The 20,957-nt window shown below is 56.9% G+C and carries 25 protein-coding genes; 18 read left to right on the top strand and 7 right to left on the bottom strand.

All coding sequences use genetic code 11. From position 1 onward, the window contains the following. The first annotated feature begins 21 nt into the window (after positions 1–21). The 3 genes from Q334_RS0100795 to Q334_RS0100785 all read left to right on the top strand — a co-directional run bounded on the left by Q334_RS0100795 (position 22) and on the right by Q334_RS0100785 (position 2,654). The gene (locus Q334_RS0100795; RefSeq protein ID WP_027311539.1) at positions 22–681 is read left to right on the top strand and encodes a response regulator transcription factor; all 660 of its coding nucleotides are present in this window, start codon (positions 22–24) and stop codon (positions 679–681) included. Continuing rightward, positions 665–2,059 (top strand): sensor histidine kinase, encoded by a 1,395-nt coding sequence (locus Q334_RS0100790; RefSeq protein WP_027311538.1) that lies wholly within the window; start codon positions 665–667, stop codon positions 2,057–2,059. Before Q334_RS0100795 ends, Q334_RS0100790 begins: the two co-directional genes overlap by 17 nt. A gap of 208 nt (positions 2,060–2,267) precedes the next feature. Next, positions 2,268–2,654, top strand: coding sequence for a hypothetical protein (locus tag Q334_RS0100785; RefSeq protein WP_027311537.1), 387 nt, complete (start codon positions 2,268–2,270; stop codon positions 2,652–2,654). A gap of 24 nt (positions 2,655–2,678) precedes the next feature. On the opposite strand, the gene Q334_RS0100780 is transcribed toward Q334_RS0100785, so the two are convergent. Continuing rightward, entirely contained in the window at positions 2,679–3,377 is a 699-nt protein-coding gene (locus tag Q334_RS0100780) for a heavy metal response regulator transcription factor (protein WP_027311536.1), read from the bottom strand. Positions 3,378–3,549: 172 nt separating this feature from the next. Here Q334_RS0100780 and Q334_RS0100775 point away from each other — a divergent pair, with 172 nt between their 5' ends. From Q334_RS0100775 to Q334_RS0100765, 3 genes are all read left to right on the top strand, one after another. Continuing rightward, positions 3,550–5,373 carry a copper resistance system multicopper oxidase gene (locus tag Q334_RS0100775; protein ID WP_035460468.1) on the top strand — a complete coding sequence of 608 codons (1,824 nt, stop codon included), beginning with the start codon at positions 3,550–3,552 and terminating at the stop codon, positions 5,371–5,373. Continuing rightward, positions 5,370–6,233, top strand: coding sequence for a copper resistance protein B (locus Q334_RS0100770; RefSeq protein WP_027311534.1), 864 nt, complete (start codon positions 5,370–5,372; stop codon positions 6,231–6,233). Before Q334_RS0100775 ends, Q334_RS0100770 begins: the two co-directional genes overlap by 4 nt. 77 nt (positions 6,234–6,310) lie before the next feature. Continuing rightward, on the top strand, positions 6,311–7,303 hold the full coding sequence (locus Q334_RS0100765) for a hypothetical protein (protein WP_027311533.1): 993 nt from the start codon (positions 6,311–6,313) through the stop codon (positions 7,301–7,303). Positions 7,304–7,347: 44 nt separating this feature from the next. Here the strand turns inward: Q334_RS0100765 and Q334_RS0100760 are convergent, their stop codons facing one another. The 3 genes from Q334_RS0100760 to Q334_RS0100750 form a co-directional block, all read right to left on the bottom strand. Next, positions 7,348–8,151, bottom strand: a complete 804-nt coding sequence (locus Q334_RS0100760; RefSeq protein WP_027311532.1) for a helix-turn-helix domain-containing protein — start codon at positions 8,149–8,151, stop codon at positions 7,348–7,350. Positions 8,152–8,174: 23 nt separating this feature from the next. Further along, complete coding sequence (locus Q334_RS0100755) at positions 8,175–8,645, bottom strand: carboxymuconolactone decarboxylase family protein (protein ID WP_051527416.1); 471 nt, start codon at positions 8,643–8,645, stop codon at positions 8,175–8,177. An 80-nt stretch (positions 8,646–8,725) separates the two neighbouring features. After that, positions 8,726–10,378 (bottom strand): methyl-accepting chemotaxis protein, encoded by a 1,653-nt coding sequence (locus Q334_RS0100750; RefSeq protein ID WP_027311530.1) that lies wholly within the window; start codon positions 10,376–10,378, stop codon positions 8,726–8,728. A gap of 248 nt (positions 10,379–10,626) precedes the next feature. Here Q334_RS0100750 and Q334_RS0100745 point away from each other — a divergent pair, with 248 nt between their 5' ends. Further along, positions 10,627–11,022: a response regulator gene (locus Q334_RS0100745; protein ID WP_027311529.1), complete on the top strand. Its 396-nt coding sequence runs from the start codon at positions 10,627–10,629 to the stop codon at positions 11,020–11,022. Here Q334_RS0100745 and Q334_RS0100740 read toward each other — a convergent pair. Further along, complete coding sequence (locus Q334_RS0100740; protein WP_027311528.1) at positions 11,000–11,632, bottom strand: response regulator; 633 nt, start codon at positions 11,630–11,632, stop codon at positions 11,000–11,002. The two genes, Q334_RS0100745 and Q334_RS0100740, sit on opposite strands and share 23 nt — an antisense overlap. A 42-nt stretch (positions 11,633–11,674) precedes the next feature. Between Q334_RS0100740 and Q334_RS0100735 the strand changes: the two genes are divergently transcribed. The 11 genes from Q334_RS0100735 to Q334_RS0100685 all read left to right on the top strand — a co-directional run bounded on the left by Q334_RS0100735 (position 11,675) and on the right by Q334_RS0100685 (position 18,509). Next, positions 11,675–13,027 carry a sensor histidine kinase gene (locus tag Q334_RS0100735; protein ID WP_051527415.1) on the top strand — a complete coding sequence of 451 codons (1,353 nt, stop codon included), beginning with the start codon at positions 11,675–11,677 and terminating at the stop codon, positions 13,025–13,027. Positions 13,028–13,156: 129 nt separating this feature from the next. Further along, positions 13,157–13,318 (top strand): DUF1328 domain-containing protein, encoded by a 162-nt coding sequence (locus tag Q334_RS20195; RefSeq protein WP_027311526.1) that lies wholly within the window; start codon positions 13,157–13,159, stop codon positions 13,316–13,318. A gap of 38 nt (positions 13,319–13,356) precedes the next feature. Next, positions 13,357–13,578 carry a hypothetical protein gene (locus Q334_RS0100725; protein ID WP_027311525.1) on the top strand — a complete coding sequence of 74 codons (222 nt, stop codon included), beginning with the start codon at positions 13,357–13,359 and terminating at the stop codon, positions 13,576–13,578. A 63-nt stretch (positions 13,579–13,641) separates the two neighbouring features. Then, positions 13,642–14,190 carry a hypothetical protein gene (locus Q334_RS17505; protein WP_051527414.1) on the top strand — a complete coding sequence of 183 codons (549 nt, stop codon included), beginning with the start codon at positions 13,642–13,644 and terminating at the stop codon, positions 14,188–14,190. Positions 14,191–14,288: 98 nt separating this feature from the next. Further along, positions 14,289–14,669 (top strand): hypothetical protein, encoded by a 381-nt coding sequence (locus Q334_RS0100715; RefSeq protein ID WP_027311524.1) that lies wholly within the window; start codon positions 14,289–14,291, stop codon positions 14,667–14,669. Next, a complete protein-coding gene (locus tag Q334_RS0100710) occupies positions 14,659–14,955 on the top strand; it encodes a hypothetical protein (RefSeq protein WP_027311523.1) in 297 nt (98 codons plus the stop codon). Before Q334_RS0100715 ends, Q334_RS0100710 begins: the two co-directional genes overlap by 11 nt. Further along, positions 14,952–16,574: a diacylglycerol kinase family protein gene (locus Q334_RS0100705; RefSeq protein WP_027311522.1), complete on the top strand. Its 1,623-nt coding sequence runs from the start codon at positions 14,952–14,954 to the stop codon at positions 16,572–16,574. Before Q334_RS0100710 ends, Q334_RS0100705 begins: the two co-directional genes overlap by 4 nt. 114 nt (positions 16,575–16,688) lie before the next feature. Further along, the gene (locus Q334_RS0100700; protein ID WP_027311521.1) at positions 16,689–16,916 is read left to right on the top strand and encodes a CsbD family protein; all 228 of its coding nucleotides are present in this window, start codon (positions 16,689–16,691) and stop codon (positions 16,914–16,916) included. Between the two features lie 217 nt (positions 16,917–17,133). Continuing rightward, positions 17,134–17,604, top strand: a complete 471-nt coding sequence (locus tag Q334_RS0100695) for a BON domain-containing protein (protein ID WP_051527413.1) — start codon at positions 17,134–17,136, stop codon at positions 17,602–17,604. A gap of 24 nt (positions 17,605–17,628) precedes the next feature. Further along, complete coding sequence (locus tag Q334_RS0100690; protein WP_027311519.1) at positions 17,629–18,177, top strand: ferritin-like domain-containing protein; 549 nt, start codon at positions 17,629–17,631, stop codon at positions 18,175–18,177. Positions 18,178–18,194: 17 nt separating this feature from the next. Then, complete coding sequence (locus Q334_RS0100685; protein WP_027311518.1) at positions 18,195–18,509, top strand: BON domain-containing protein; 315 nt, start codon at positions 18,195–18,197, stop codon at positions 18,507–18,509. Between the two features lie 49 nt (positions 18,510–18,558). Here the strand turns inward: Q334_RS0100685 and mtnC are convergent, their stop codons facing one another. Beyond that, the gene (gene mtnC / locus Q334_RS17500) at positions 18,559–19,239 is read right to left on the bottom strand and encodes an acireductone synthase (RefSeq protein WP_051527412.1); all 681 of its coding nucleotides are present in this window, start codon (positions 19,237–19,239) and stop codon (positions 18,559–18,561) included. A gap of 149 nt (positions 19,240–19,388) precedes the next feature. After that, complete coding sequence (gene aspA, locus Q334_RS0100675) at positions 19,389–20,828, bottom strand: aspartate ammonia-lyase (protein WP_051527498.1); 1,440 nt, start codon at positions 20,826–20,828, stop codon at positions 19,389–19,391. Positions 20,829–20,957: the final 129 nt, after the last annotated feature.

Here is a 20,957-nt window from a genome sequence, read left to right as displayed (position 1 = left end):
AAAGAGGGTGATTGGGCACAGATGCGGCTGTTATTAGTAGAGGACGATAGCCTGTTAGCGGACTCCCTCAGTCAGGCGTTGGAGTTGCAGGGCTATAGTGTCGATGTAGCGGCCAATGGCCAGCTGGCTGAGCAGTTGGGACGGCAGGAAGCCTATCAGCTGGCTATTCTTGACCTGGGCCTGCCGGATCGTAATGGTCTGGAGGTCATGCAAAGCTGGCGTCGTGCCCAACTCGCTTTCCCTATCTTGGTGTTGACCGCCCGGGATGATTGGCAAGATAAGGTGTTGGCCCTGAGCCAGGGCGCGGATGACTATCTGTGTAAGCCTTTTCATCCCCAGGAGCTGTTTGCCCGTTTGCAGGTGCTGATCCGGCGCCGGCATGGGCAACTGCAGGCGGGTTTAAGGGTCGGTGAAATCGAGCTGGATGAGCAGCGCCAGCAAGTGCGTCAGGGCCAGGCAGAGTGGCAAAGTCTGACCGGTACGGAATTCAAGCTGCTCCGCTACCTGATGTTGCATCCGGGACTGGTGCTGTCGAAAGAGCAGTTATTTGAGCAGATCTATAACCTGGACACTCATCCCGATTCGAATCTTATCGAGGTTTATATTCGCCGTTTACGCCATAAGGTGGGGGCGGAGCGTATTCGCACCCAACGAGGGCAAGGCTATGTTTTTCAGTGCTAAAGGCTCGGAGACGAAGCACTACGACATTAAATCCCGCCTGCTGTGGAGCCTGGCCATTCCCGCCAGCTTGTTGATGTTGCTGCTCTGGCTGGGCCATGGCCTGTTTATGGAGCGTCTGGCACGGGAGCAATCGGGAGAACGTCTGCAGCAGGAAGCGGACTATCTGATTCAACGTTTGGACTGGCAACAGTCCCCGCCACAGTTAGATGACTCCCTACTTCGCTCCGGTTATTACCAGGATATTTACCACCATTTCTATGTGGTACGTATTGGTAAGGACTTGCTTACCACACACCCCAAATGGCATGAGGCAATAGCTAGCCTGGAGAATGTAATAGGGCTGGATGAGGTGCGCTTGAGTCAAGGCCAGCGTTTGCTGGTCTATGGGGTGGTATTGCAACCCCCGCTAGGGGTGAAGGTGGCCCAGCCGGCGATGCTGTGGGTGGCGGAAGACATTACTGCCCTGTCCCAGGGGCTCTGGCAGTTACATGGTTGGGTGGGGGGGATCGCCCTGGTGTTGCTGGTTGTGCTGTTAACGGTTAATGGCTGGCTGGTGGCACGTGGCCTGGCCCCCTTGCGCCAGATTGCGGCTGAACTGCAGGCATTGCAGCAGGGGCAACGGGTTAGTCTCAGTGCGCAGGTGCCTGAGGAAGTGAAGGGACTGGTTGATGAGATCAATTTGCTGGTCAGCCATTTGCAGCAGCGGATTGAGCAGTATCGCCATCAGCAGGCGGATCTTTCCCATGGTTTGAAAACCCCGCTGGCGGCAATGATGCAGGCTCTGCAGGTCGATACCCAGTTAGCTCCAGAACGCCGTCAGCAACTATTACAGCGTTGCCAGTGGATGAACGATCATATCCAGGCAGCGCTTAAACGCTCCCGCCTGAGTGGGCCACGGGTGGGGGCACCGGCCTTGTCTTTGGCCACCCTGGTGCCGCCCTTGTGGCAGACCATGCAGTCGCTCTATCAGGATCGTCCCCAGTTGCAATGGCAGCTACAGCTGCCGCCTGGCCTGGCCCTGCGCATGGATCAACAGGATGCCTTGGAGTTGCTGGGTAACCTGCTCGATAACGCCGGTAAATGGGCGCACCAGCGGATTCGTTTGCGGGCCTGTGGGGAGCAACAGTCGTTATGTTTGGAATTAGAGGATGATGGCCCGGGGGTCGCAGCCGAACGTTGGGCTGAGCTGGGTCAACGTGGCGCCCGTCTGGACGAGTCGCGCCCTGGTCAGGGGTTGGGATTAGCCATTGCCAAGGAAATTCTGCAGCTGTATGGCGCGGACTGGCAGTTTGGTCAGAGTGAGTGGGGAGGGTTGAGGGTGCGCCTGTACTTGCCATTGCAGCGAACCGATGCAGCCCCTTCTGCCAACCTGGGCTAACCTATACTGGTTAAGCGGAAGTCTAGGTAGGCCATGTGGGTAAACTTCTGTAACATAAGCCCACATCGGCTGGCTAACTGGAGTCGTATAGACTATAGACTTTTGCCGCCAGGATACGCGTTCCGCCTGGAGGTCGATGGGCTTACGCTGAGTCGTGAGCATGGCGGTGACAGGGGCGCACTAGGAAGAGTTCCCAGGGGGAGTGGGTATGAGTCAGACCAGCGTCGAGCTGATTGAGTGTGAAGTGGTGAACCTCTTTGGTGAGCGTAGTCGCCGCTATATTCACGAGGATGTTTTTCAGCTCTGGCAATACATGATGTATCACCGTCATGGTTTTTTGGTGGAACGGCCGAAAAGCTGCGTTTGGACGGATACTCGCCCAGCACCGACAGAGCCGGTGGTGCCGGTTAACCGGGTACAGATCAAACGCTGGGATGGAGCGCTGCAAAAAGAGCAAGCCACCGAGCGCTTTGTCAGTATTGATGACACCTCCAAGGTATGTGAGTTGCTGAAGAAGCACTATGACCCGGCTAACTTGGATGGCCATCCGCTGGAATTGCGCATCGATCCAGGGTTCATTCTCTATACCAAGTAAGCGTGAGAGTCAGAGTCAGGGTGATCATAACGCTGACTCATCTTCATCTTCCCGTTGCTCCAACACATAGCCCATACCCCGTACAGTGTGAATCAGTTTATCGGCAAAGGGATCATCCACTTTTTGCCGTAAACGCCGCACCGCCACCTCAATCACATTGGTGTCACTGTCAAAGTTCATATCCCACACCTGCGACGCTATCAGGGAGCGGGACAGCACCTCGCCTTGACGTCTTAACAGCAGTTCCAGCAGGGCAAACTCCTTAGCGGTCAGTTCAATGCGTTTGCCGCTACGCGTGACCCGTCGTCGTAACAAATCCAGGCTTAAATCGGCCAGGTTTAACAGCGTGGGCTCGCTCCCACTGCGGCCGCGGCGTAACAGGGTACGGACCCGAGCCAGCAGTTCGGCAAAGGCAAAGGGTTTGACCAGGTAATCATCGGCCCCGAGTTCCAACCCCTTAACCCTGTCCTCGACCTGATCTTTGGCGGTGAGCAACAGTATAGGGCGATCGATCCCCTGTTGACGCAGCTGCTGTAATACTTGCCAGCCAGATAAGCCCGGCAGCATGACATCCAGAATCAATAAGTCCTGGTATTCATTCAGTGCCTGGTGCAGGCCATCCTTGCCATTACGTACCAGATCGGTGCTGAAGCCGGCCTCCCGCAGTCCCTGGCACAGATAGTCGCCAGTTTTTATTTCATCCTCTATCACAAGTATTTTCATGGGCTCTCCTGCTGGTCGGGCTGGGCTTGCAGGTGAGTAGTGTGCCAGGGTAATGGCGGGATGGCGGAAGCTGACGAGAATGTAATGCAGATGTCAGCCTGCTGACAGCCAGCCTGCCCCAGACTGTGACAAAGATCAGCGAATGGGGAGCATGATGGCTGTGGATAAAAGAATGAGAATCGGGGCGTCGGGCTTAAGCCGTCGCCGCTTTGTCCAGGGGGTGGCGGCTGGAGGTGTCCTGGCGGCGTTACCGGCTTTAGGGCAAGCGGGGAAGTTAACCACCTTGACGGCGCAAACCGGGCAGGCTCCAGTCTTAACCGGCAGCGAGATTGACTTAGTGGTCGCTGAGTCCTGGGTCAACTTTACCGGCCAGCTGCGCTTGGCCACCACCATCAATGGCTCGATTCCCGCTCCTACCCTGAGGCTTCGGCAAGGGGATACCGTCACTATTCGGGTGACCAATAAACTGGCCGAGGCAACCTCCATCCACTGGCATGGCATCATCCTGCCTTACCAAATGGATGGCGTGCCAGGTATCAGCTTTGCGGGCATTGCCCCCGGCGAAACCTTCACCTACCGCTTTAAGCTAGAGCAGTCAGGCACCTATTGGTACCACTCCCATTCCGGCATGCAGGAGTTAACCGGCATGTATGGTGCGCTGATCATTGAACCCCGCGAGGGCGAAATGGTACGCAGCGATCGGGATTATGAAGTATTGCTCTCGGATTGGACGGACGAAGATCCGATGCGAGTGTTTAGTCGTCTGAAAACCCAGGGCGATTACTACAACTACAACCAGCCGACGGTGGTGGACTTCTTCCGTGATGTCTCCACTGAGGGCATGCGTGCGGCGCTGAGCAAACGCCAGATGTGGAATGCCATGCGCATGAGCCCGACGGATTTGGCGGACCTCTCCGCTGCCACCATGACCTATCTACTCAACGGCAGCAGTCCGGCAGCGAACTGGACTGGCTTGTTCCAACCAGGGGAAAGAGTGCGGCTGCGCTTTATCAATGGTGCCAGTAATACCTTTTATGACGTGCGCATTCCCGGCTTGAAGATGACGGTTATTCAGGCGGATGGCGTTGATGTGGCGCCAGTGACTGTGGATGAGTTTCGCTTTGGCCCGGGGGAAACCTACGACGTGGTGGTGAGCCCCCAGGACGATGCCTACACCCTGTTTGCTCAGAGTATGGACCGCAGTGGTTATGCGCGCGGTACGCTGGCGGTGCGGCCTGGTTTGACGGCAGCGGTGCCAGCACTGGATAAAATTGAGTGGCTGAGCATGACCGACATGATGGGGGCGATGGATCACAGTCAAATGAACATGGCCGGTATGGACCACAGCCAAATGAATATGGCGGGCATGGACCATAGCAAGATGAATATGGCCGGTATGGACCATAGCAAGATGAATATGGCGGGTATGGATCATAGTCAGCATGCGATGGCGGCTGCGGCCAAGCCCCCTGCTGTGCAGGTGCGCCATGCCCGCAGTGAATATGGCGCCAGCACCGATATGCGAGTGGATACCCCACGTACCAATCTGGACGACCCCGGTATTGGTCTGCGCAACAATGGTCGCCGGGTACTCACTCTGGCGGATCTGGTCACCCTGGGTGGGCCTTTGGATAAACGTGGTCCCGAACGGGAAATCGAGCTGCATCTGACCGGCAATATGGAACGCTATACCTGGTCTTTCGATGGGCTGGAATATGGTCAGTCAACCCCGATCCAGTTCAAGTATGGCGAGCGTTTAAGAGTCATCCTGCATAACGACACCATGATGACCCATCCGATGCATCTGCACGGCATGTGGAGCGAACTGGAAACGGCGGAGGGTAAATTTCAAGCGCGACGTCACACCTTGCCGGTACAGCCTGCCCAACGCTTGAGTTTCTTGGTCACCGCCGATGCGTTGGGGCGTTGGGCCTGGCACTGTCACCTGATGTTTCATATGGATGCGGGCATGTTCCGCGAGGTCGTGGTGGTATGAACAGGATAAAGCTGAAATATGGCGCGACTGCCGCGTTGGGTTGGGTAGGCCTGAGCCTGCTGCCGATAACCGCGCTGGCTGCCCAGGATAATGGCCATGCTGGTATGCAAATGCAGGGCGGTAGTGCTGCACCTGTTGATGCACGGGATCCCCATGCCTACTCAGGAGGTCTGAACTTGGGTGCAGGGCCCTATGCCCTACCGGGTGGGCGCCAGCTACGTCTGGCGGATGAACACAGCCTGCTCAGTGTGCGGGTTGATCGCTTGCAGCAGGTGCGTGATAAGCGTAATAGCTGGGGGGCAGTGGATGCCCAGCTGCGGATTGGTCGTGATTACGATGCCTTCCTGCTGAAGCTGGAAGGTGACTATGACCGTGGCAGTGTGCAGGAAGCACAGAGCGACTGGCTATGGAGTCATGCGGTCAGCAGCTATTGGAATACCCAGTTGGGACTGCGCTATGACTTTGGCAAGGAAGGTGAGCGAAGCTGGCTGGCATTGGGATTACAGGGCCTGGCCCCCTACTGGATCGAAGTGGATGCCAATGCCTATGTGACAGAGCAGGGACAGGCTGAGCTGAATCTGGAGCTGGAATATGACCTCTCCTTGACGCAGCAGTGGATTTTACAGCCCAGTGTGGCCGTTAACCTGACCGGCAAAGATGACCCCCAGCGAGAGCGGGCCAAGGGGCTCAGTGATGCCAGTGTGGGCCTGACCCTGCGCTACGAGATTAACCGCCAGTTTGCCCCCTATGTTGGGGTGGAATGGCGGCGCAAGTTTGGCCGAACCGCCGACTGGGCCAGGGCAGAAGGGCATCCTGTCAGCAGCCGTGAGTTGAGCATGGGGGTCAGCTTCTGGTTTTAAGCGCGGGGGCCGCCATGCCACCTCAGTAGGGTCCTTATGCTAAGGTAAAGGACGACTGAGAAAAGGACTGGCTTAAAATGAAAGACTTAGTTGCCACCAGCATCAAGTACGAGCAAGGGCGCCTATGGCTATTGGATCAGCGTCAGCTGCCTCAGCAGCAGTGTTGGTTAGCCTGTGATACTGTGGCCAACCTGGTGGAGATGATCCAGGCGGCACAGATACAGGGAGCGAGTTTGCTGGGGGTCAGCGCCAGCTTATTGTTGGCGCACTTGGCCAGCCAGGGAGCGGATCGGGAACAGTTGGTGGCGGCGGCTGAGCAACTTGCCCACGCCAACCAGACAGCGGTGGCCATGGAGCACTGCCTGCGGCGGATGCTGGCGGCGCTGGAGACTGGTGATCGGCTGCAGCTGATCCGCACCGCCGAGCAGATTTTTGCCGAGGACGTACAGCTCTGTGAGCAGTTGGCCAGCCAGGGGGCGGCGTTGTTGCACTCCGGTGAGCGCATCCTCACCCAGGGGCACAGTGGCAGCCTGAGCTGTGCAGGTATGGGCACGGCGTTAGCGGTGGTGGCCAGGGCACAGCAGCAGGGCAAGCGTCCCTTTGTCTGGCTGGCGGAGAGCCGACCGCTTGAACAGGGACAGCTGAGTAGCTGGGAGCTGAGCCAGTTGGGGGTCGAGCACGGCCTCCTGTGCGATAACCTGGCCGCCAGCCTGATGCAACAGGGTAAGGTGGATAAGGTATTGCTGGCGGCGGAGGGTATCAGCCGCGATGGACAGGTGATCAGCCAGGCTGGTGCCTATGCTTTGGTCGTGTTAGCCCGGCATCATCAACTGCCCTGTTATGTGGTCGCACCCTCTATCAGTCTGGAGCATGCAGAGGCGGCGGAGCCCTGGCAGCCAGCCACGACACCAGCCACGACACAGACAGGCACAGTGCTGCGTTATCAGCCGCTGGTGGACAGGTTGCCAGCGGAGTTAATCAGCGCCTGGATTTTTGAGCATGCCGTATATGACCGCCAACAGGTGCAACAAGGCTGTCTGGCGCAGATACGGGATGGGCGAGTGCGCTAAAGCCATCTCTCGACCGCTGGCAGCCGCAGCGGTTGTCGCAGTCATTATCGCAGCAGCTGTCGATAATGACTGGGGGTTAGTCCCATCAGGGCTTTGAAATCTTTGCTGCCGTGGGCCTGGTCGTAATAGCCACAGCTGAGCATGGCCGCCAGGGTGTCGAGCTGAGGCTGCTGCTTGAACAGCAGTCGCAGCTGCTTAACCCGCAGGATGCGTTGATACTGGCGTGGGGATAAACCAATCCAGCTCTTAAATTGCCGCTCCATCTGACGCAGGCTCAGTCCACTGATTTCACTCCAATCCTGAATCGACAGCTGCGGTTGCAGTTGCGCCAAGCCGCGCGTCAGCGCGCGGTGTTGATTGGGCCCCGCCTGCAGATGACGGCTTAGCCAAGCCTGGAGCAACGCGAGACGTTGTGTTGCCTGGGGAAGGGCCTGTAATTGCTGATAGAGTGCCGGTAGGCCTAAACGTTGCCATTGTTGGGGAGGGAGTTCGGTAGCAATGCTGTGATTGGCCAGCGGTGTCTGCAGCAGTGGGAATAACCCCGCCGGATGAAAACGAATCCCTACACTATCGGTAGCGGGATTGACTAACAGCGGCTGACTGCCGAGATGAGGCCCATCCAGTTGAATGGCATGGCCGTGATGTAAGGGTTGCAGCGTGTGCAGCTGTAGATAACAGGGCTTGCTGGCCAAATGAAATGTCAGCCCCGTGCCGGTATCGCAAGGGGCAAAATCCAGCTGTGGCGCCGCCCCTGCTGGATTGCTCAGCATCCAAAAGTGGCGGATGTAGGGTGCCAGTTCCGCCTTGGGTGGAAATAGGCGTAACTGGCAGGGGGCCTTAAAGGCCATGGACAGGGTCCTTGGCTTGAGTATTAACCCAGACTGCCAACTTGATAGCCTCCTACTGGGCTTTTAAAAGCACGTTCAAGACGATTCCAGCTGTTGATTGCCGTGATCGCCAAGCTTAGGTGCACCAGGCTTTCTCCAGGAAAGTGGGCGGCGACACGCTGATAGGTTTCATCATCCACTCGTCCCTCCGTTAGTGTTAAGGCTTCTGCCCACTCCAACGCAGCGCATTCCTGAGCACTGTAATAGGGGGTATCCCGCCAGACTTGGGTGCCATACAGGCGCTGTTCGCTTTCACCATGGTGGCGGGCTTCTTTGCTGTGCATATCAATACAGAAGGCGCAGCCGTTTAAGCTGGAAACGCGATAGCGTACCAACTCCAGCAGGGGGAAGGATAGCTGTGGATGTGCCTGGCTGCACTGCTGTAGCTGCTGTTCCAGTTGTACAAGCGGGGTTAACAGGCTGTTGAACAACTGCTGGTAAGGGAAACGTGACATAACAAGCTCCTTAGCTGGCTGAGTGATGGTTCACCAGTCTAAGGAGCGAGGTAGGTTTGGCCTTGTAAGAAAGCGACGTTTTAGCTGACTTTGAAGCGCTCAGACATCTTGCTTAACTGACGTGCCTGCTCGGCCAGCTGGGTACTGATCTGGGCGCTTTGTTCTGCTTTGTCACGGGTGTGGATCGACAGATCTTTAATGTGCACCACGTTTTTATTGATATCACCAGCGACCTGGCTCTGTTCATCGCAGGCGGTAGCGATTTGGGTATTCATCTCGGTCAAGGCGGTCACGCTGGAGGTGATGGTCTGCAAGGATTGCCCGGCCCGTTCGGTATGCTCGATACCATGCTGGGCTGTTTGTTCGGTTTTACCCATCACCTGCACGATGTTACGAATCCCCTGCTGCAGATTCTCAATCATGCTTTGAATTTCCTGGGTGGATTCCTGGGTACGCTGAGCCAGCGAGCGAACTTCATCCGCAACCACCGCAAAGCCACGGCCCATTTCGCCAGCACGGGCGGCTTCAATCGCGGCATTTAGCGCCAACAGGTTAGTTTGGTCGGCAATGCCGCGAATCGTATCGAGAATACCGCTGATTTTTTCACTCTCATGGCTGATGTTCTGCACCACTTTGCCGGCTTCGGTGACATCATTAACCAGGGTTTGAATGGCTTGAATACTCTGCTGTACCACTTGGCGACCGGATTCGGCCTGGTCATCGGCACTATTGGTAGCATCGGCTGCCAGCTTGGCGTGGTTGGCGACTTCATGGACGGAGTGAGCCATTTCATTCATGGCCGTAGCCACCATTTCCGTCTGACGCTGTTGATCGGCCAGGGTACGCAGGGTGTCTTGGCTATTGTGGGTCAGCTGTTTGGCCGAGCCGTCTAAATGACCTGCCAGATTGCGAATCTGACCAATCATCTCGCCTAAGGACTGTTGCAGTAAGCGGGCGCTTTTCGCCAGGCTGCCCAGCTCATCCTGAGAGGCATGGGCAATGCTGCCGGTAAAGTCACCTTCTGCCAGCTGGCGCAGGTTGGCTTCCAGCCCGGTGATGGGCTTCACCAGGGTACGTTGGGCAATCACCAGGGTAATCACCAGTACCCCAATCACCAGTAGCAGAGTCAGACTAATGGCAGCAATCAGGCTGTTGCGGGCATCGTCATAGGTGAGGCTGGAGTAGGTGGTCATGGCCTGGTCGATGGCATCCATCGCTTCGGCCAGCAACTTGGTTGGCTCACGATCAATGCCTTTTACGGCTTTATCTCCGGCAACATGATCAGCCTGAGCGGCGACAAAGGCATCTTTGCCCTGACGGTAGGCAACGCCCATTTCCTGGTGGCGTTGAATGAACTCGCGCAGTAGCTTGGCCACGCCGGTTTCGGCAAATTGCGGACGGTTTTGCTGGGTATAGCGCTCAATTCGCTCTAACAGGGCGGTGGCTTTGCTTTGCACTTCCGCTTCGGCCTTGACGAAACCTTGCCAATATTTATCCAGTGCTTCGCCATCTTTGCCACGTAGCAGGACGTTTTTCCATTCCTGTACCTGACGGCGGAAGTGGCCGTCGACTACGGCGACTTCATGTTGGAAGTTGGCCTGGTTATCCAGCAGACGTTGGTAGCTGACCACCCCTTGCCAGAGGGTCCAGAGTGCCACTGCAAAGCAGAGGGAAACGGCAACCAGGCTGGCGATTAACAGCAGCCCCAGTTTTTGGCGGATGGAATTCAACATGCTAGGCCTCACCGCAAGCAAAGAAGGGTGCCAGCGGGGTGGCTGGCTATCATTGTTTTATATGTGTAGCGAGCTTACTGGCATTCGCCAAGGGACTGCAGGGGCAGAGGCGGGGCACGGCAGGGTTGGGGCAAAACTTGGCTTTAAAGAGTGGGCGAGCATCACTTTTGTAGGCCTAGTCCTACAGAGCCCAGGCCAGGGGATTGCTACACTAGGTGGGCATAAATCAACCACTGGTCGATGCAGAGATGTCCGTTATCAAAGTCTATCTGATTGAAGACAGCCCTATTATTCGCGCTAATTTAATTGCCGCCCTGGAAGAAATGGCGCCGGTGCAGGTGGTGGGTTGGGCAGAGCAGGCGAAGGATGCGATTGCGTGGTTACAGCAGGGAGGTGACTGCCAGCTTGTGATTGTCGATATTTTTTTACGGCAGGGTTCGGGTCTGGAGGTGTTACAGGCCTTAACTACCCAGGCCACACCACCACGGGCACTGGTGTTAACCAATTACGCCACCCCCAGTGTGCGCCAGCAGTGCCAGGCACTGGGGGCGGTGCAGGTATTGGATAAATCCAGCGAGCTGGACACTTTGTTTGATTACTGCCAGCAGTTAGCCGCAGAGCTTACTGAATCAGGCCGTGCTTAAGGGCGTAATAGGTCAGTTCACTGTTGGACTGTAAACCCAGTTTTTCCAATACCCGCGAGCGATAGGTGCTGACGGTTTTGACACTGAGGAAAATCGCTTCGGCAATCTGGCTGACGGTTTCACCCTTAGCTAGGCGTAAAAATACCTGTAATTCGCGCTCGCTCAGGCTTTCATGGGCGGGACGTTCCAGGTTGCCACTTAAGCCATCGGCCAGCAGCTCTGCCACCGAGGCAGGAATATAGCGACGACCTTTGGCCAGGGTGCGGATGGCGGTCACGATTTCGTCCGGGTCACACTCTTTATTAAGGTAACCACTGGCGCCTTTGCTAAGCAACGTGGTGGCATAGTGAGCCTCCGGAAAGCCGCTGAGGATCAGCACCGGCAAATCTGGGCAACGGGCTTTAATCGCCACCAGGGCATCCACGCCACTTTGATCGGGCATGGAAATATCCAATAACAACACATCCACCTGTTGTTGGCGGGCAATGTCCAAGGCTTCACGCCCGCTGGCGGCCTCGGCAGTGATGGTAAGATCTCCCTGCTCCTGCAGGAATTGGCGCAAACCGGCGCGGACAATCGCGTGGTCATCGACTATACCAACACGAATCATGGAATCCTCCTGATCCAAGCGAACGAAGAAGGAGCTTACACAATGTACCGGCTGTTGCGCCATCTGCAATCTTTGCCCATTAACCGCCTGGTAGGACCGCTGGCGGTGGCATTGGCGATCATGGTGCTGGTGATTACCGAGATGGGTATTCGTAACGCCACCCAACTGGAGCAAAACCGGGAGGCGGCGTTGGGGTTAAGGTTAGAGCTGGTTAGTCTGCGCCGTCATCTGTTGTTGGTGGAGTCATCATTACTGCGCTATCTACTGACCCCCAGTTTTCTGTTGCGTGATCGCTACGAGGACAACATGGAGCGGGTTAGCGCCTCCTTAGCCAGTCTGCGCCAGCTTATGGAGCAGCAGCGGGAGCAACATCCCACCCTGGAGGAGTTGTTGGAGCTGGCCAATATCCGTGCGCGGGAAATGCAGGAAGTGATCCGCTTGGTGGATGCCAGCAAACAGCCTGCGGCGATTAACCTGCTGCTGAACGACATGGATCAGGCCTATCTGAAACGATTCTATGAGCTGGCAGACAGCATCAATGAGCGTGAGCATCTGCTGTTTCGGGCGGCGGGAGTGGAACGGGTGCGGGTGATGCGCTGGACCAGAATCGGCGTGGTTACTTTGGTCATCCTGTGGTTATGGGCGATTTTTGCCATGCTCAAAGTCGGGCGTGAACGGGAACGGGAGCGTCAGCAATACCTGCGTGATCTACAGGCGGAACGGGATAAGCTTGAGTCCGAGGTAGAAAAGCGTATGGCGGAGCTCACCGACCTGGCGCGGCACCTGCAACGGGTGCGTGAGCATGAGCGTAGCCACCTGGCCCGTGAGCTGCATGATGAGCTGGGGGGCTTGCTAACCGCCGCCAAACTGGATGTGGCGCGGCTAAAAAAACCGTTACAGAGCACGTTGCCAGACTTAGTGGAGCGCCTGAGCCACTTAAGCTCGTTGCTTGATCAGGGTATTGCACTCAAGCGGCGCATCATTGAAGACCTGCGGCCTTCCTCATTAAGCACCCTGGGATTATCCCGTGCGCTGGAAATTCTCTGTCAGGAGTTTGCTCAGCGCTCAGAGTTGCAGCTGCAATTGGATATTGAAGAGGTGCAGATGGAGGCAGAGGCTGCCCTCAGTCTCTATCGCCTGGTGCAGGAAGCACTGACCAACATTGCCAAATACGCCCAGGCTAGACAGGTGCACGTCAGCTTGCATCAAGAGGAAGCCTGGGTGCGGGTAAGGGTGCGCGATGATGGCCAGGGATTTGACCCTACTCAGCTGCGTCCTGGGACCCATGGCTTACAGGGAATGCGTTTTCGGGTGCGTTCCTGTGCTGGCCAGTTCCGTCTCTATAGCCGCCCCGGTGAGGGCACCACCATCGAAGCCTTGCTACCACGCCAATAAGGCGTGTCAGTTTTCTCCTACACCCTCCCTCTCCTGACTCTGACAAGCCGACGCGGCGCCCACCCACTGCCGGGGTGAGCGCGGCTCGGTAGTCTTATCTCCATCGAAACACACCACAGGAGAGACCCCATGCTGTATTACGCCCTTGTGTTTTTCCTGATTGCACTGGTAGCCGCCTTATTTGGTTTTGGCGGTATTGCTGCCGGGGCGGTCAGCATTGCGAAGGTACTGTTTTTTATTTTCTTACTGATGGCAGTGATCAGCTTTATCGCCGGTTTAGTCAAACGCTAAACGGTGATGGCATTACCCCAAAAAAGGAGGATGAAAGGATGAGTAAAACCTCAACCAATCAAATTGCGGAACAGGAAGCACTGAGCCAACTGAAACAGCGAGGCGTGCGCCAGTGGCGTCAGATGCGTAAGCAACTGCGTGCCAAGGGTGAGCAAACCCGCGAATACATTGCTGCAGAACCGGTCAAATCCGTTCTGATTGCTACGGCAGCCGGTGCTCTGATTGGCGCATTGGCGGGGCGCAAGAGTCGCCGCCACTAAGGGATGGGCGCCGTGATGCGATCTGGCGGTGGATGACACCGCCACTTTACAGGAGTGATTGAGATGAACCAGCACACCCACTTTGCTTTGTTATTTGCCGTTACCCTTGGCGCCGCATCGGTCGCCATGGCCGAGACCCCGCTCCCTGGAATCAGCGAGCAGGACTATCTCAATGGCAAGGCAGAAATCGCCCAGGCCTATCAGGAAAACAAGCGTCGTTGTGACGAGTTGAGCGGTAATACCAAGGATATCTGCGTCAAAGAAGCCGATGGCCGTGCCGCAATCGCGATGGCGCAGTTGGATGCCGCCTTTACCCCCAGTACTGCGACGGAACGCAAGGTGGGGGAGGCCAAGGCCGCGGCGGAATATGCCCTGGCCCTGGAGCAGTGCGATGACTATTCCGGCCAGCAGCAAGCGGATTGCCAGGCCGAGGCAGAAGCCGACTACGCCAGAGCCCAGGCGAATTTAACCCCGGCTCCTAGCAACACCGAACCCACCCAGCAGACACCACTGCTGGAGCAACAGGCCAAGGCCGCCGAGCGTTGTGAGGCGCTACCGGTTGCTGAGCAGGAGCTGTGCATGGCGGAAATTCGCCTGCGCTTTGATTCTTGATTTCACGAGTGAGACCCCTGGTGCTGCGACACCCTTGACCCGCCCTGGCGGGTCTTTTTTTCAGTGGGGTTGGTGCACCCTGAGCTTGGAGTAGAACCATGAAAAATCTATCCCTTGATTGGCTGGCAGGCTTGCCCTGGCGCACCAGTGCGCCCCAATACTGGCAACTTTTGCAGGCGGAGCTGGCTTATGCCCGTTGGTTACTCAGGCAGCGCACACTGGCGTTGTTGTTAACGCTGGTGAGCCTCAGTTCAGCCCTGACGTTGTCCGGTATCGCTTTACTGTTGGCGCCACTCTATGGTGAGCCTGGTTGGCTGCTGTGGTTGATTCCGCTGTTACCTTGGTTGTTGTTTGCTGTCAGTGGCTACCTGTTACTGCGCCCTGCCAGCTTGCAGCCCTTTGCCACCCTGCAACAGCAGCTTGGCCAGGATTGGCGTGACTGGCAGGAAAGAGTGCAGGAGGTGGATCATGAACGCTGAACATCCAGCCTTGCAGGTACATCTGCAGGCGCAGGCATTGGAGTTAAGCCGACAAGCCAGGCGACAGGCCGCTTGCCCACCGTCATCTCCCGGATGGGTGTCAACCCTGCATCAATTCGCGCATTGGCAGCCACAGCTGGAGCGCTTTGCCAAGCGTCATCCCTGGTTGCTGGTATGTGCAGCCGCTGGGTTAGCGGCCTATTGTGTGCAACGGCCGCAAGCCTTACCAGTCTGGATACAGCAGTCGGAATGGTTGTTGAGCTGGCTTGAGGAGGAGGAACCATGAAGGTCGCCGCCTATTATCTCAGTGCTGCCCTGTTGCTGGGGCTGTTGGCCAGTGGCCTGCCAATCTGGCTGGCCTGGATCGGTTGGTGGAGTGCTGCTTCCTGTCTGGCGGTCAGCCTCGCCTATGCGTTGAACCGGCCACAGATTTTCCGTAAACGTCAGGGCCGTATTCCCCGCTCTATTCGTTGGCTGTTTATGCCGGTGCTAGTGATGGCTGCTCTCTATAATCGCTGGGCACGGCGGCGGGATCCGTTACCGCCGCTACAGCAAATTGAGCCCGGCCTTTGGCTAGGCAGCCGTCTTGGTCAGGGAGATCGGCAATGGCTCGAACAAGCCCAGATTGAGGCCATCCTTGATGTGACCGCTGAGTTCGATGCCCTGGACTGGTCCAGCAGCGGTCTGCAAATCGACTATCTCAATATTCCTATTCTCGACCATAGCGTGCCTACCCCCAGTCAGTGTACGCAAGCGCTTAACTGGCTCCACCGCCAACATCAGCAGGGCAAGCGGGTACTAGTGCACTGTGCGTTGGGCCGTGGGCGCTCGGCGTTGATACTGGCGGCCTATCTGCTCGCCAAGAGTGGGCAAGAAGACGAGCAGCAAGTATTGGCCCGCTTGCAGCAAACCCGCACCAGCGTGCGTCTCAATGGTCGTCAGTGGCGTTGCTTAAGGTTGCTGAAACGACGTGGCTTATTACGCCTGCGCCACCGTGCCTGTCTGATCGCCAATCCGGTAGCGGGGGGTGGTAAATGGCAACACATAGGGCCGGCGTTAATCGCGCAAATCCAACCCTATTTGCAGCTTGATGTGCGTTTGACCAGTCCGGAACAGAGTGCTTTCGAGTTGGCGAAACAGGCACGGCAGGAAGGCTTTCCGTTGGTGATTGCTGCCGGTGGCGATGGCACCCTCAATGAGGTGGCATCAGCCTTGACTGATTCGGAGGTGCGTTTAGGGATTGTGCCCCTGGGTACCGCTAATGCGCTGTGTCATCAGCTCTGGGGTTGGCAGAGCAAGCTTGATCCACTGCAGCAGGCTTGTGCCAGTCTGTTAAGCGGACAGGTGGCGCGGATTGATACGGCCCGCTGTAATGGCCGGTTGGTGTTGTTGCTAGTGGGGATTGGGTTGGAGCAGGGCATGATTGCCGCCGCTGACCGCAGTAGTAAGGATGCCAAGGGACAGTTGGCCTATGTGCAGGGGCTATGGCAGGCCCTGCTGCAACAGCAAAGCTTAAGTTTGCAGCTATGCATGGATAACCATCAGCAATGCCTGTTACACACTTCCAGTCTGGTGATTGCCAATGCAGCTCCGGCCACAACGGTGTTGGCCCAGGGGCACGGCAGACCGGATTTAGCCGACGGCAAGCTCGATCTTACCTGGCTGAGTCCTAGTACTCATCCTGGTCAGCAACTACTCACTCTAGCGGATTTGATGCGTGCTGGACTGGCGGATCAGCCGGCCCAGGTTAAGGGAGTGGAACACTGCCAAGCCAGGGAAGTGTGGATCAAGGCGGATCATCCCATCGACTATGTCATTGATGGTGAGCCCTACCAGGATGACAGTCTGTATATTCGCGTCCAGCCTGCCTCGTTGCAGGTTCTCGTACCACCCCCTGCGGCCTAGTCCTACAAAAGCAGGTTCCGCAGGCTGACAGCCTGACCTGGATGTGGGCATTAAGCTGCTTAGTGAGTCATCCATAACGTTGACTCCTATTCTTAATAGTGAAAGGAGAAAGCCATGAACTGGGATCGTATTGAAGGTAACTGGAAGCAATTTGCTGGCAAAGTGCAGGAAAACTGGGGCAAGTTGACTGATGATGACTTGGATCGTATCCGTGGCCGTCGTCAGCAGTTGCTTGGCAAGATTCAGGAGCGCTATGGCCTGGCCAAGGAGGAAGCGGAAATCCAGCTGAGCCAATGGGAGCGTCAAGTGATTGCCCTGGAGCAACAGCGCCATGCCCGCTAGAGGCATGCCCCTTGTGATCAACGCCACCTGCGGGTGGCGTTTTTGTTGCTGGCATTCAGTCAGGCCGGGTTCTGTCAGTTTTGTCTGACACGCGAAGGGGAACTTGGCCGACCGACAGCCCTAAGACAGCGGGATAAGCTGAGCACACTGATAACACATCAGTTCACCCGGCCAACCAAGGCCCGGTTAAGGATGAAGACAACTGAGGAGAAATAACATGATTAAGCACATCACTACTCACAACCTGGCTAAGCGTACTCAAAAACTGCTGACTCTGGGCCTGCTCAGTTCAGCTGTGTTGCTGACCGCCTGTAGTGAAAGCACGGCGCAGGAGCAAACCGCTGGGCAAAAAGTAGATGCGGCGATTAATCAGGTTGAACAGAGCACGGCTCAAGCCAGTAACAAACTTGAGCAGGGTGCGAGCGAGTTGAAACAGGACGTGACGGATGCCGCTGCTGCGGTTAAGGCCGAGGTGGAAGATGCCGCCATCACCGCCGCTATTAATGCCGAGCTGGCCCGGGATGCGGAGCTGAATGCCTGGAATATCGATGTGGATACCGAGGATGGCAAGGTGGTGCTCAGTGGTAAGGCACCCAATGATCAGGCTCGTGAGCGTGCCACCCGTATTGCCGCCCAGGTAGAGGGGGTGATGAAGGTCGAAAACCGTCTCACCCTGGAACAGTCTTAATCTGAGCAACAGGAGGATGGCACCATGAATCGCATCAAGGAAAACCCCCACAAACAGGCATTGGCATTGGACCAACAGGCTTTGCAGGCCGCGCGGGAGGGGATGGAGCAAGGTGCCATCACCCCCGCTTATGGGCCCTGGCGTGAGGCCGTGGTACAGCTGTTGAATCAGGCGTTGGCCACCGAGCTGGTCTGTGTGCTGCGCTACCGTCGCCATCACTTTACCGCGGCGGGCATGGATGCAGTCAGTATTGCTGACGAGTTTCTCGTCCATGCCAATCAGGAGCTGGCCCACGCCGATCGCTTGGCCGAGCGGATTGTCCAACTGGGTGGTGAGCCTGACTTTAATCCGGCGGCGCTACTCCCCCAGGCCCATGCGGATTATGACGACAGCCTGGAGTTAACCGCGATGATAGAGGCCAACCTGGCTGCTGAGCGGGTGGCAGTGGAAGCCTATCGGCAAATGATTGAGCGGGTGGCGGATAAAGACCCCACTACCCGGCGCCTGCTGGAAAGTATTCTGGCGGAAGAAGAACAGCATGCAGACGAGCTTAGCGACTGGTTGAACCGCTGAGCCAAGGAGGGAAAGCAATGAAATACTCGGCGTTATTACTGACTGCGTTGTTATCGGCGGGAGCCCTGGTGAGTACCGGCTGTTCGGTAGTACGGGAACAGCAAACAGTGGGTTCCTATATTGATGATGCCACCTTGACCACCCGGGTGAAGGCGCGCTTTGCTGAAGATAAAACGGTTAGCGCCCTGGCAATCAAGGTGGAAACCCTGGAGGGGGTGGTACAGCTTTCCGGCTTTGCCAAAACCGAGGCAGAGCGACAGCGAGCTCGCCAACTGGCCCAAGCCGTGCCGGGGGTCAAAGGCGTGCAGAACGATATCCTACTGCGGCCATAGTGCGCAGCTTGTTGGGGGGCCTTAGTGCCCCCCTTTTTTGTTGCTGCTTTCAGTCCAGTTGAATGGCGTGAAAGTCGGGGCTGCTGGGGTGACGCCCGCAGGCGGGCTGTTGATCACGGCGCAGTTCCCAGGTTGCCAGGCCAACCTGGGCGGCGGCATCCAGGGCGGTGACATTGGCACTGATCAACAGCAGTTGTGCGGGGGCCAGCTCCAGGGTAGCGGCGATGCCTTTGTAGCTGCGAGGCTCCTGCTGTGGGCCGCTGGTTTGGTCAAAGTGGCCCGCCAGCCAGGGTAACAGGTTGCCATATTGGCTATGGCTCAGCAGTAATTGTTGCTCGGCCATCGGCAGTGGACTAAAGAGATAGAGTTTCCGTCCCTGCTGTTGCCAACGCTGCAGCGCCTGATGGGCATCGGCATAGAGCTGACTATGCAGATCCCCATTGTGATAGGCCGCCCGCCACAGCAGTTGTTGCAAGGCCTGGAGTGCTGGCTCCGGCCGTCCATCTTCCTGCCAGCGCACTAAGACTTCGCTCAGGGTCTGGGTATCGGCCTCGGCCCAGCCGATGGCACCCCGTACATCATTGAGGTAGACCTGCACCTCGGCATCATGTTGATAGCGGTGGATAAATTCGGCCAGGTGCTGTCTGGCATAGGGCAGCAGTTGTTGTTGGGGGTAGTCACTGGCAATAAGGGTATCGGTCAGGTCACAGAGAATTGCGTGAATGGTCATGGCGGGCCTCCCTGATGCGGTTCTGCGCGAGTGCGGCGGCTTATTGTAGGGCAGGAAAGGGCGGGGAACAGACTAGTCGCTAAAAACAGCGCTAAAAAACAACCCTGGGCCTGACAGGTTTAAAAGGCCCAGGGTTGAGGAAAGGGAACTTAACGTTTCAGCGGACGGGGATTGACCATATTGGCCGGTTGCAGGATGTCTGCCAGCAGGCTTTCATCCAGCAGTTGATGCTCACGCACCAGTTCCAGCACGCTCTTGCCCGTGCGCAGGGCTTCCTTGGCCAGTCGGGTGGAGGCTTCGTAACCGATGTAGGGGTTGAGGGCGGTCACCAGACCAATGGAATTTTCCACCAGTTCCCGGCAACGCTCTTCATTGGCGGTAATGCCTGTTACACAGCGTTCACGCAACATGTCCATCGCCCTCTTTAACAAGCGCATGGAGTCAAAGATCTTGTAGGCGATCAGCGGCTCCATCACGTTCAGTTGCAGCTGGCCGTTTTCGGCCGCCATGGTGATGGCCATGTCGTTACCGACCACGTGATAGGCCACCTGGTTGACCGCCTCCGGAATCACCGGATTGACCTTGCCGGGCATAATCGAGGAGCCGGGCTGCTGGGGCGGTAGGTTGATTTCGTTAAAGCCGGTGCGGGGGCCGCTGGAGAGCAGGCGCAGGTCATTACAGATCTTCGACAGCTTGACCGCCAGACGCTTGGTCATGCCGGAGAAGAGCACGAAGGCGCCCATATCGGAGGTGGCTTCAATCAAGTCACCGGCCAGGCGCATCGGATGACCGCACACCTCAGACAGCTTGGCCACCGCCAGGGCGGCATAGCGGGGATCCGCATTGATGCCGGTGCCAATCGCCGTACCACCGAGGTTAACCTCACGCAGCAGATCATAGAGGCCGGCAATTCGCTCAATATCTTCCCCCAGGGTGGTGGCATAGGCGCCAAACTCCTGCCCCAGGGTCATGGGTACCGCATCCTGCAACTGGGTGCGGCCCATCTTGATCACCCCTTTAAACTCCTGTGCCTTGGCGGCAAAGGCCTGTTGCAGTTGAGCCAGGCTATCGACCAGCTCGGCATGCAGCAGCTGCAAGCCAACGCGGATGGCAGTGGGGTAGGCATCGTTGGTGGACTGGGACATATTCACATCGTTGTTGGGATGCAAATACTGGTACTCACCGCGCTGATGGCCGAGGTATTCCAGACCGATATTGGCGATCACCTCGTTGGCGTTCATGTTGGTGGAGGTGCCGGCTCCGCCCTGGATCATGTCCACCACGAATTCCTGATGGAAGTCACCGCTGATAATGCGCTGGCAGGCATAAACGATGGCATCGCACTTGTGTGCATCCAGGAGTCCCAGCTCCTGGTTAGCCAGCGCAGCAGCCTGCTTCACCATGGCTAAGCCAATGATAAATTTGGGAAAGTGGGACAGGGGGACGCCGGTGAGTTTGAAGTTATCCAGCGCCCGTTGGGTCTGGACGCCGTAGTAGGCCTGGGCGGGGACATCCAGGGTCCCCAGCAGGTCATATTCTTGACGGACAGCTTGGCCGCCCTTAGGGGCGTGCTCATTAGTAATTTGCATAATAGACTCAGTTGACAGCAACGTCTGGTAACCAGCAGCAAGCTGGATGCCCATAAATTTATTGCCTTGATAGCCACTTTGGCCAATGCTGTTGGAATCTAAGGTATACCGATCTTGCATAGGTAGAGG

The organism is Balneatrix alpica DSM 16621, from assembly GCF_000619885.1.
In the GTDB taxonomy this organism is placed as follows: domain Bacteria; phylum Pseudomonadota; class Gammaproteobacteria; order Pseudomonadales; family Balneatricaceae; genus Balneatrix; species Balneatrix alpica.
This window is presented reverse-complemented; position numbering and strand designations above follow the sequence as displayed.